Here is an 11715-nt window from a genome sequence, read left to right as displayed (position 1 = left end):
TCGAGAATCAGTCTTCACGTAACAAAAGTGCACAAAGTTATCTGGCAAAAAGTGCACAATTCTACTTGACAGTTACATTCCCACAGCGGACTATCGTAAGGCAATGGTTCTTCCTCAAAGACATCCAGAGAAGCAAAAGCTAATCTTCCTTCATTTAGTGCAATCACCAATTCATCTGTTTTTAAGGATGCTCCTCGTCCTACATTGATCAATACTGCCTGACGATTGAACTTTTTAAATAACTTACCATTGAACAGTCCTTTTGTCTGTTCCGTCAAAGGTAGAATATTTACAACGATAGTCATTTCAGGCACTACTTCTGATAAGTCTTCAAGTGGGTAGGTTTGTTTGAACCCATCTACAGGATGGCCAGATGTATTGATTCCATAACATTCCATATCAAATCCAGATGCCTTTTTTGCAACCATTTTACCGATTTTCCCCGTACCAATGATCAGTACTTTTTGATTTTCTAAAGGCTGATAATGTACATTCGATCCTAACCATTTTTTTGCGACTTGTGCTCGCTGAGCCTGAAATAGCCCTCTTGAATAGCCAAGAATGATTCCCATGATATGCTCTGCAATCGATTCACTATGGATACCACTACCATTAGATACCAATATCCCTTTCTCCGCAAATTTCTCTAATGGTAAGGTATCCACACCAGCAGAAATCGATTGAACCCATTTTAAATGACCAGAGTAAAGCAAGCCCTCTTGATAGTTTCGATTCCATCCTAGACTGATTTCCACGTCGGGAAGCTCTTCTTCTATCAAATCAGTTTTGATCGTATAGTTTGGAGCAATTGATTTGATTTTATCCATAAATTCTTCTCTAAAATCTCGATCTAAGTAAATAATTTTTTCTCCCATGTAGTTAACCACCCTTCTTCTCTTTAGTTTAGCCTAAGTATAACAAAGTATGAAACAATCTGTTTTCTTCAGAACTAAAGAAAAGGAGTCTTCCGGCTGATTTCTTGCCGAAAATACTCCTTTTTCTTCACTGTTCTTTGAAATGATAAATCGGTTCATCTAAAGTTTCATCATAATCTACTTCTAGATCATATCCTTTAAAAAACCATTCATCGGCCTCGTCAATGAAAAATAAGATACCATCGATCACTTCTTTTTTTATAGGATGTTCTGGAAGCTCTACAGACATACCAATGGAAAAGCCTTCATGCACTTCTGTTTTCCCATAAACCTTCCCAAAGAAACGGATACCATAACCTTTAGGTAGCGCTACTTCTGATTCAAACCACTTACGTGCATTTTCTGTCACTGTCAATTCCATTCAAGCATCCCCTTATTGATTCATCTTGTCATCTAAAATATCTACATCTTCTGTCTCACCGATCACTAACAAATTATCATTTTCCCGCACATATTCCGCAGCGGAAGGTGAGACTACGACCGTTCGATCCGAACGACGGATTGCAACTACAGTTAAGTCATAACGCTGTCTAAAATTTAATTCTGCTAACGTTTTATTAAAAAATTTAGGATTAGATACCCGAATTTCCGCAAGCGAAAACTGATCAGATAATTCTAAATAATCAAGGATATTCTTTGATACCAAGTTATGGGCAATTCGAACCCCCATATCACGTTCAGGATGGACAACACGGTCAGCACCTATTTTTTCCAACACACGAGCATGATACTCATTTTGTGCTTTTGCCAAAATATTAGGGACACCCATTTCTTTCACCATCAACGTGACCAAAATACTTGCTTGGATATCTTCCCCGATCGCTATGATCACATGGTCAAAGTTTCTGATTCCTAAAGAACGTAACGTCATTTCATCTTGGGCATTTGCTACTACAGCATGTGTAGCAATATTCATATATTCATTGACTCGGTCTTCACTGCTATCAATGGCTAATACTTCTTGACCCGCTTCGACTAACGTCCGACAGATACTTCCACCAAAACGGCCAAGACCTACAATTGCAAAGTTTTGTTTCACTTGTTTCCTCCCTTATCTTTTTACCTAAGTATAGCAAAGGCTTTCTAAAAACGAAAGCAAGTGATCAAGATATTCTCACCTTTCAAAAATTAATTTCTTACAGAAAAAATAAAAAGAAAAAAACTCAAAATATTAAATTTATTTCGAGATTTTTTCTTCTTGGTTCACCGTATTAGTTTTGCAACACTTCATACAAAAAATTGTTCCTCTTTGAAGGTCCCATTAAAAGGAGTATAATTTATGTTACTTGACTAATCCATGTTTGAACGCATAGATTGCAGCTTGCGTTCGGTCTTCAACTTCTAATTTTGCTAAGATATTAGACACATGAGTTTTAACAGTTTTAAGCGTGATAAACAATTCATCGGCAATTTCCTGGTTGCTTTTTCCTTCAGAGATCAACATCAAGATTTCGTTTTCCCGATTCGTTAATTCTTCATGAAGGACTGGTTCATTTCGTCTACTCATTTTCTCCATCATTTTATTTGTTACTTCAGGTTCTAACACACGTTCTCCACGCTGCGTTGCTCGAATCGCATCTGCTATTTCATGAGCAGTCGATGTCTTTAATAAGTATCCTGCCGCACCTGCTTCAATTGCGGGATAAACTTTTTCATCATCAATGAAACTAGTTACGATAATGATTTTTGCTTGCGGCCAATCCTTTAAGATAGCTTTTGTTGATTCGATACCGTCCATTTCTTCCATGACAAGATCCATTAAGATCACATCAGGTCGTAATTCCATTGCTTTTTCGTAACCTTCTCGCCCGTTTTCTGCTTCGCCAATCACTTCGATATCATCCTGGATCGATAAATAAGAAGAAACGCCTAAACGAACCATTTCGTGATCATCTACAAGTAAAACTTTGATCATCTTTACTTACCCCTCCTTCATTAAAGGAACTTTGATTTCAATACTGGTACCTTGTCCTTTGAAACTAATGATTTTCACTGTTCCACCGATACCCGCAACCCGTTCTCTAATATTATTTAATCCATAGCTACCAGTTTTAGATTCATTCATATTGAATCCAGCTCCATCATCAATCACCCGTAATAACAGATTATTATTGATCTTATGCAAATAAACTTCCAATTCATTCGCCTTCGCATGTCGCAGCGTGTTAGACAATAGTTCTTGTACGACACGAAACAGATGATCCTCAATAGAACTTGTCAATTTTACGTCCTCAATGTCCCATTTCAGAGAAATTTGAATTTTATTTTGCAATTCTTTCAATAGCTGCTCAATCCCTTGCTTCAAACTCTTCTCTTCAAGGTTTACGGGACGAAGATGAAGCAACAATGCACGCATTTCTGATTGTGAAGCATTGATGATATCCGCTACCATTTGCAGTTGTTTACGAAATATTTCAGATGTATCTGTTTTTTCCGCTTGTTCCGTTAATGCAGACATCATCATCATTGCTGCAAAAAGTTGTTGAGAAACAGAATCATGCAATTCTCGAGCTAACCGATGTCTCTCTAATTCTAAGATTTCTTCTCTTGTTTGTCCATCCACATACTGCGGTCTACTTGTCATAATTTGGAGTTCACTTGATACTTCAATCATTTTCTCTTTGATTTTGGTAATTTCCAGATCGATATCATGTAAGTAGATATCATCGACTGGTCTTGGTATTGGTTGATTCAAAATAGGTGATTCATAATTACCCGCCGATAGAGTCCGTAGTTTCTCTTCGATTTTCCCATATCTTGCTTTTTGAATAACTGAAACAATCAAAAAAATGAGAAGTCCTACGCCTAAAGCAATGGCAAATAAATGAAAAATCAAGGGAATATACAAAAGTCTAGCACTTAATAACTCTCGCCACCAATCAGTTTGATTACTCGCATAAAAATAAGTAAATAAAGAGAATAAGATGATCAAGAAAGAAACAATTGCTGAGTAAACAGCAAACATTCGTTTCGACAATTTGCTGATCATACTCGTATCACCTCAACATCTCCCAAAAGTGAATTCGTGATGATCTTTAAACGTCGCGGATTTTCATCATAATCGTTACTATAGATTTTGATGGATTCGTTCTTCAATGAAAATTGTTCTTCTTCAAATAAAACATTCCCAGCCAAAGTAGCGTGTTCTAAACTCATTGCAATACCTACGGGAACTAAAATGCGTGTTCTGCCGATCCCCTTTCGGATGATCACAATATTGTCATCTTTAGGTAACAAAGTATTTCCTAAATCAATGATTGTATCACCAGATATCAATGAAATATTGATATCATCCCATTCATATACATCGTTTCCGATCCTTTGATTACCAAACAATTGTTGCGTTTTTCGTTCATTGTTATGAGATTTTAATTGATCTGTTTGGACCATGATCATTTGTTTTTTACGCCAGAATGCATTTTTTGTAAAATCGATTCCTGATATCTCTACACCTTTTAGACCGATGAACAAAACAGCAAACACAGCCATCATCCATAATGCAGGACTATTCACTAAGCTAAAGAAGATGATCAGTCCTCCCATAACCAATTGAAAATTTTGAAATCCTGATCGTGGATGTTTTTTTAAAGCTAAATATATATTTAAGATGCCAAAAAGTACCAAAAGAAGTAAGGCGACATTATTAACGATTTGCCAAATAGCAAAAAGCAATAGCAGCGTTTCAACAATGATAAAAAAACGCCAAGAACTATTCATCTCTTTTTCCCCTTTCATAGTCATTCTCATTTCATCATACCTAGTTTTTCTCAAAGATGCCATAGGGCTTAAGATGTAAATCATTGCTACAACCAAAAAAGGAGAAGACAAAAGTAAAATCACTTTTATCTTCCCCTATCGATCCGAATAAACAGCGAAAATGAAAGCAACTGCTTCGAAAAATAAATCGAAATTCTCAAAAATTAAAACAAGTTATTTTTGTAGATTTTCTTTTATTTCTTGAAACACCTTTTTTGCCTCTTTTCTACTTAAACATACAGTTGATTTACGCTTGTTCCACTTTAGTGATTTTAACTAACATATCGCCACCAGGAGTTGCGATAGTCACTTCGTCATTAACCAACTTACCGATCAATGCTTGAGCAATTGGAGAATCATTAGAAATCTTTCCAGAAAATGGATCTGCTTCTGCGCTCCCTACAATCGTATACTCTTCTTCATCACCATCAGGCAATTCAATAAAAGTAACTGTTTTACCAATCGATACTTCGTCCGCATCTACACCATCGTTATCAATGATTTGTGCGAAACGGATCATTGTTTCGATCGTTGTGATTCGTCCTTCGACAAATGCTTGTTCATCTTTCGCAGATTCATATTCTGAGTTTTCAGATAGATCACCAAAGCTACGGGCAATTTTGATACGTTCAATAATTTCCCCGCGTTTAACTGTTTTTAATTCTTCTAATTCTTCTTCTAGTTTAGCTTTACCTTCTAGAGTCATAGGGTAAACTTTCTCAACCATGTATAACGTCTCCTTCTTATCTTTTGGAATACCGCAAAAGGTAATCTTTTGAGGATATAATCCAAAAAAGATTACCATGCTTTTCCTAAATTGTAAATGTTTTTTTATTAAAATAAATCACTAGTGACATAACCTATTTTACGAATTATTGACATATTTATCAACTAATTCTAAATGTTCTTCATAAGTTTTTGCAAAGTAGACATCACCTGTTTTGATATCCGCTACAAAGTAATAGTAATCATTTTTAGTAGGTTCTAAAACAGCTTTAATCGAAGCTTCACTAGGGTTATCGAACGGCCCAGGTCCATATCCCGTATTTGTATATAAATTATAAGGAGAGTCCACCGCAGTATCCTCATAGGTCACTAATTCTTTGTGCTCTCCTAATGCATATAACACAGATATATCAGACTGTAACGGCATATTCGCAGCAATCCGATTATAAAATACTTGGGCAATATTTTTACGGTCATTTTCTTTAACCCCTTCTTTTTCAACTAACGATGCCAAAGTCAATACTTCTTGTACCGTATGATTTTGTTGTTTGATTGTTGAAAAATAAGGTTGCAACACTGTATTTGTCTTATTGACCATTTGAATCACTAGGTCTTTAAGCGACATCTTTTTATAATAGTCATAGGTAGCTGGGAACAAATAGCCTTCTAACCGGTATTTGACATTTTCAGCCGTGCTGGCGCTTGCCAATAGATCAGGGAATTTTTGCTGTAACTCTTTGAAGAATGTTTCATCTTTCATCAAATCCAAAAATTCTTGTTCATTTTTCCCAGTCACTTTAGCCACTCGTGAAGCAATTTGATTGATGTCATATCCTTCTGGAACGACCACCTTGCCATCTGCTACTTCTGTCGGTTCAGAAGTACCACCTTCTTGTAATTCTTTACCAATTTCATCTAAAGTCATATTAGGTGCCATTTGGTAATATCCTGCTTTAAATCCAGTCATATTTTTGAATTTCGTATAATAGTTAAATACGATTCCACTCTTAATGACATTATCCTTCTCTAAGATTTCACCGATCTGCTTATTTGAAGAGCCACTTGGGATCTCTACTTGCACTAATTGGTCATTTGATGTATCCAGTGGCTTTAATCCACTGTCGACATAACGGTATACTGTAAAGCCAAGGACGCCGCCAACAATCAATAATGTAAGAACAATCACCATAATGATCCTACTTACGATTTTATCTTCTTTTTTACGTAAATTCTTCCTCTGAGTGATCACTTCGGTGGTATCAGAAGAAACATTCTTTTTTTTCTCCACTGGACGTTGTTTGTTTTCTGACAAAACAACTCCTCCTTACTATCAAGTTCGTAACTCTATTTATTATACATGATATTTGAATTGTCGTGAATGATTTTATTTAAATAATCTATCAAAATTGTAAGTAGTAAATATATTATTATCAGATTAAAATAAATGTTGTCAAGATACAAGCTATTTTAGCTTTATTCTTTCTATAAAAAGAAAGGAAAGTCCAAAACTATTATGAAAAAAGGAAAACATGCTAAAAAAAGAAAGCATTCATTTTTAACAATCATCGTCTTGTTGTTCAGTCTTAGCTCATTTTCTACAGGAACTATTCTTGGATGGCACTTATACAATAATGAACACTCTCAGACAATCGCACATGCTCAATCCTCTCAAAAAAAATTGATACTAACAACCGATGAACAGCAGCTCGTTGAAAAAATCGATCAACTATTACGAAAAAATGATTATATTGGTTCCATTCTCGTAAAGAAAAATAATCGTATCATCATGGAAAAAGGTTACGGCTATGCGAATAAGCTCACGCAACAACCAAATGACCCTTCACTTTATTATCAGATTGGTTCGATTCAAAAAGCATTGACTACTCTTTTGATTTTAAAACAAGTCGAACGTGGACACCTTTCTTTAGACACTAAGTTGGCTCAATTCTATCCACAAATCGCTGGTAGTCAGAGAATTACTATCCGTGACTTGCTGTATATGCGCTCGGGCTTGCACCGAACTGCTTCTCCGACCATACCAATGACTGATGAAGAAATCGTCCAATTTGCGCTTCAGCACTTAAAATTTACAGATTACCAGACCTACCATTACGAACCATTGAACTTTACCATATTGACTGGAATTTTAATCAAATTAACGAATCAACCGTATGAAAAATTAGTGACTGATGATATCATAGAACCTTTGGGATTACAGCATACGAAGTTTTATGACCAAGTCAAAAATTCATCCAATCATGCACTATCCTATCAAATGTCTAAAGAGGACGATTACTTTAAACCATTGACAGAATCTGAAACAGAGATCCATAACGAATTAGGGACTGGGAATATCAGTATGTCCGTCTATGATTTAAATACGTTGTTTACACAAGTTTTATCTGGAAAACTAGTTTCCAAAGACGTACTCTTCTCATTATGGCGTGAAAATGCGAAGGGGCATCCATACAGCGGTGGCGTATACTGTGGAAATGATTATATCTTAGCCCAAGGAAATATCAATCGGTACCATTCAGTCGTGGCCATCAAAAGAAATCTAACAGATACTGTCGTCATGGAAAGCAACGTTCAAGCAGATAAAAAGATCAAACTGTCAGCGAATGATCTAAGGAATCAAATCTATGATCTATTGGAAGGGACCAACCACTTAGCAAATGGCTGATATAACGAAAAGAGAAGATTGAAAATACTACATCTTTGATAGTATTTACTAAAAAAGAGACTGGGACAACAATTGTCTCAGTCTCTTCTAGTATCTCTGAAAATGGGCTCTATAATTTATGGGACTGATGAATCAAAATTGATTCTTCAGCCCCATTTTTCATTTTAGGTATTAAAAAACATATCGTTCTCTAGTATGATTAAATCACCACAAAATAAACTACGAGAGGACGATATGTTCTATGAATGATTCTATCAAAAAAATGTTGCGATTAATAGACCAAAATTTAGTAATCACTGAAGTTTCTTACGAGCTGTTTCAAAACAAAAAAACGATGGTCATCGATGCGGTTCTCTCTCCTGCTCCTTGTGCTTGTGCACATTGCGGTTCCTCTGTAATCGATGCTCACGGTCAAACGACCATTGTGAAGAATGGCAAGAAGAAAACTATTGTCCGCTTTGAAGAATACAACCACATGCCACTGATCATGCGTTTGAAAAAGCAACGCTACACCTGTAAAAACTGTTTGCGTCATTGGACAGCCCAAAGCTACTTTGTCCGTCCTAGACATTCGATTGCCAATCATGTCAAATGGAAAATCACTGCTTTACTCGCCGAAAAGATGTCTTTATCATTGATTGCCAAGCTTTGTCAGGTATCTTTGACGACTGTGATTCGTACATTGAAAGAGTTGAAAAACTATCTTCCGAAGCCGTCAAAAAGGACCCTGCCAAAAGTATTGATGGTGGATGAATTTCGTTCGCACGCTTCGATTGAGGATAAAATGAGCTTTATTTGTGCGGATGGCGAGACAGGAAAACTCATTGATATTTTGCCTACACGTAAATTATCGCGTTTGACACACTATTTTAGTCGCTGTACGAATCCTGAAGCGGTGGAATACTTAGTGACAGATATGAATGCCGCCTACTTCTAATTGACAAAACGTGTCTTACCGAATGCGAAAGTCGTCATTGATCGTTTTCATATCACCAAACATCTGAATCAGGCATTCAATGATTTTCGTGTACAAGAAATGAAAAGATTACACCAGTTAGGGCAACGAAGAGAAGCCGAGAAAGTGAAAAAGAACTGGCGCTTTCTTCTAAAAAACCGTCAAAAAATCAATTACTATGACTACAAAACATGGCGCAGTTTTCGTGCACCTAAATACCCGCTACTCACTGAAGCAATGATGATCGATCGATTACTGGCGTTTTCAACGCCTTTAAAGGAAGCCTATACTTTTTTCCATGAGCTGACCGAAGCCTTTCGAGACAAAGAACCTGACTTATTTTTTACCTTATTAAAAAATCTTCCTGAAACACTTGATGTCCAATTTCGCACGAAACTTCAAAACCTTTTAACTTACGAAGAAGGGATTTACAATGCTATGATTTACCCGTATTCTAATGGCAAAATAGAGGCCAAAAATACCCATATCAAGACACTGAAACGATTATCTTATGGATTTAAATCATTTGAGAACATGAAAATCAGGATTTTTTTGATCAATCAATTGATTCAAGTGAAATAACAAAAAAATCTGAGACAGAAGGTCAGTCCTTCTATCCCAGATTTCACTTTACAAAACTCATCAGTCCTTATTGACAAAGAGCCTGAAAATGGATAAACGGTGAGACAAACGTCGCATCCTCGGAAAATACGTTGAAATTTCCCAAAAATTGGAGGAGAAATTTTCGGAAATTCCTTTTTATTTCTTGATGCGAAACACTTTTGTCTCAACCTCGTTTAGTTGATTTCAGTTTTTATATAATTAGTCATTCCACTTAAAATATCATATTTCGGTTGGTAACCAATTGACTGGATCTTAGTGATATCTGCTAGAGAGTCATGGATATCACCTGAACGCTCTTCTTTATATTCAAGCGCCAGTTCTACGTCAAGAATTTTATCGATTGCATGAATCAATTCCAAAAGCGTGGTAGCTTTACCTGTTCCAACATTGAATTGTGTCCCCAATGCTGCTTTTTCATTTGCAACTAAAAGTAACGCTTGGATCACATCCTCTATATAAACAAAATCTCTAGACTGGCTCCCATCACCGAATAATGTAAAGGAAGCTTTCTCTCCTGCTAGTTGTTTCTTGTAGCGATCTATCAGAATAGAAATCACGCCGCTATATGGAGAATTTGGATTTTGATTTGGTCCGTAGACATTGAAGAAACGAACTGCGCTACCAGGTACATCATACAAATGACAATAGTCTAGCACATATTGTTCTGCAGCAAATTTATCAACTGCATAAGGTGTCAATGGTCGAATCACAGACTCTTCTTTTTTTGGTAAGGTCGGTTCATCCCCATAAACAGCCGCTGAAGAACTAAATACGATTCGTTTTAAATCAGGTTGGTACTTACGGATCAATTCTAGAATCATCAATACACTTTCAAAATTCACACGATGTGTTTCCACCGGTCTAGCAACTGAATCAGCCACACTAGCAACTGCTGCTAAATGGAAGATATAATCAAATTGATTAGCTTTCATGATCTCTTCCATCAAGGATTTATCTGCGACATCTCCCTCAATAAAAGTGATATTTTTCGTCATATCCAGATTTTCTATTTTTCCCATCGATAAGTCATCGACGACGATTACCACATTCTCTTTTCCCAAATGATTGGCCAAGGTAGAACCAATAAAACCGGCCCCACCGGTGATCAATATTTTTTTCATGAATTTCACTCCACTTCTGATTCATTAATCTTATTTTTGTTCAATAATAGATTTATTTCACTCTCATATTCCCCTGCCACATTTTTGCTTATTTCAGGATCCTGTTGTATAAGAACGTAGCCAGAATCTTCAATCCAAGTTTCATAAACCCAGGAGAACAGTAAAGGTTCTTTATTAACGTTGTTAATATAATAAGAGTATTTTTCAGATAGCTGAGGATCATTATTTGTTTTAATATCATTTACAACTGGAGAAATAAAATCAGGTGTATCTGGTATGTTTAAATTTATACCTTCAAAATTTATTAAACTTCTTGTATTTTGAATTAAGTACAGATAGGCATTATTTAATTCTTCATATGAACTGAATGTAAAAATTCTCACCTTTGCATCACAATTGCTAATTGTTTTGACTTCAAATTGCATAGATGTCATCGGAGAAATTTTATTTATGGATAAACCAACATTAGCCATATCATTTTCACTAATTTCAGATGGATTTAAAACCATATTACCATCTTCACGATATTGATTTATTATGTCATTTGCCGAAACTAAATAATCATCTCTAGTTTTAGGATTGATAATTATATCAGCCTCTTCGCCAACTATAGTACCATTTGATTTTATTCCTAAATATATTTTATCATCATGAATATTTTGTATATTATAGTATATCTTAAATCTACCTTTTGAATTTACTTTTACTTTGATATTTTTCGTATTGATATTCCCATCTAAAATTCCATTTTCACCATTTTTCAATGTACCCGTTATTTCGACTTTCCCCTCACTATCGGCATAAAAAGCAGGTTCATCAAATGACAAGTGAGCATTTTCCACATTTTTTGTACAACCAACTAGAATTAAAAATATACTTATGATCCCTATTAAATAAATAATTTTTTTCAATTAC

11 protein-coding genes and 1 pseudogene are annotated in these 11715 nt (G+C 35.6%); 2 read left to right on the top strand and 10 right to left on the bottom strand.

What is annotated here, in order from left to right:
• Window positions 1-14: 14 nt before the first annotated feature.
• The 8 genes from FGQ66_RS07030 to mltG form a co-directional block, all read right to left on the bottom strand.
• Window positions 15-875 (bottom strand): NAD(P)-dependent oxidoreductase, encoded by an 861-nt coding sequence (locus FGQ66_RS07030; RefSeq protein ID WP_230315241.1) that lies wholly within the window; start codon window positions 873-875, stop codon window positions 15-17.
• 127 nt (window positions 876-1002) lie between these two features.
• On the bottom strand, window positions 1003-1296 hold the full coding sequence (locus FGQ66_RS07025) for a HesB/YadR/YfhF family protein (RefSeq protein WP_081135806.1): 294 nt from the start codon (window positions 1294-1296) through the stop codon (window positions 1003-1005).
• Window positions 1297-1308: 12 nt separating this feature from the next.
• Complete coding sequence (locus FGQ66_RS07020; protein ID WP_081135804.1) at window positions 1309-1974, bottom strand: potassium channel family protein; 666 nt, start codon at window positions 1972-1974, stop codon at window positions 1309-1311.
• Window positions 1975-2217: 243 nt separating this feature from the next.
• Entirely contained in the window at window positions 2218-2850 is a 633-nt protein-coding gene (locus FGQ66_RS07015; protein WP_081135801.1) for a response regulator transcription factor, read from the bottom strand.
• A gap of 6 nt (window positions 2851-2856) precedes the next feature.
• Complete coding sequence (gene liaS, locus FGQ66_RS07010) at window positions 2857-3924, bottom strand: two-component system sensor histidine kinase LiaS (RefSeq protein ID WP_081135799.1); 1068 nt, start codon at window positions 3922-3924, stop codon at window positions 2857-2859.
• Complete coding sequence (liaF, locus tag FGQ66_RS07005; RefSeq protein ID WP_081135821.1) at window positions 3921-4652, bottom strand: cell wall-active antibiotics response protein LiaF; 732 nt, start codon at window positions 4650-4652, stop codon at window positions 3921-3923. Before liaF ends, liaS begins: the two co-directional genes overlap by 4 nt.
• A 286-nt stretch (window positions 4653-4938) precedes the next feature.
• Window positions 4939-5418: a transcription elongation factor GreA gene (greA, locus tag FGQ66_RS07000; protein WP_005876368.1), complete on the bottom strand. Its 480-nt coding sequence runs from the start codon at window positions 5416-5418 to the stop codon at window positions 4939-4941.
• Between the two features lie 138 nt (window positions 5419-5556).
• Window positions 5557-6729: an endolytic transglycosylase MltG gene (gene mltG / locus FGQ66_RS06995; RefSeq protein ID WP_081135851.1), complete on the bottom strand. Its 1173-nt coding sequence runs from the start codon at window positions 6727-6729 to the stop codon at window positions 5557-5559.
• A 201-nt stretch (window positions 6730-6930) separates the two neighbouring features.
• On the opposite strand from mltG, the gene FGQ66_RS06990 reads away from it, so the two are divergent.
• Window positions 6931-8100, top strand: coding sequence for a serine hydrolase domain-containing protein (locus FGQ66_RS06990; RefSeq protein WP_081135848.1), 1170 nt, complete (start codon window positions 6931-6933; stop codon window positions 8098-8100).
• Between the two features lie 241 nt (window positions 8101-8341).
• Window positions 8342-9637 (top strand): annotated as a pseudogene (locus FGQ66_RS06985) (ISL3 family transposase).
• 215 nt (window positions 9638-9852) lie between these two features.
• On the opposite strand, the gene FGQ66_RS06980 reads toward FGQ66_RS06985, so the two are convergent.
• Both FGQ66_RS06980 and FGQ66_RS06975 read right to left on the bottom strand, forming a co-directional pair.
• The gene (locus FGQ66_RS06980) at window positions 9853-10800 is read right to left on the bottom strand and encodes an NAD-dependent epimerase/dehydratase family protein (RefSeq protein WP_095443784.1); all 948 of its coding nucleotides are present in this window, start codon (window positions 10798-10800) and stop codon (window positions 9853-9855) included.
• 5 nt (window positions 10801-10805) lie between these two features.
• A complete protein-coding gene (locus tag FGQ66_RS06975) occupies window positions 10806-11711 on the bottom strand; it encodes a hypothetical protein (protein WP_095443783.1) in 906 nt (301 codons plus the stop codon).
• Window positions 11712-11715: the final 4 nt, after the last annotated feature.

This window comes from Enterococcus sp. BSD2780061688st2 D3, assembly GCF_005844145.1.
GTDB lineage: Bacteria > Bacillota > Bacilli > Lactobacillales > Enterococcaceae > Enterococcus_B > Enterococcus_B durans.
This window is presented reverse-complemented; position numbering and strand designations above follow the sequence as displayed.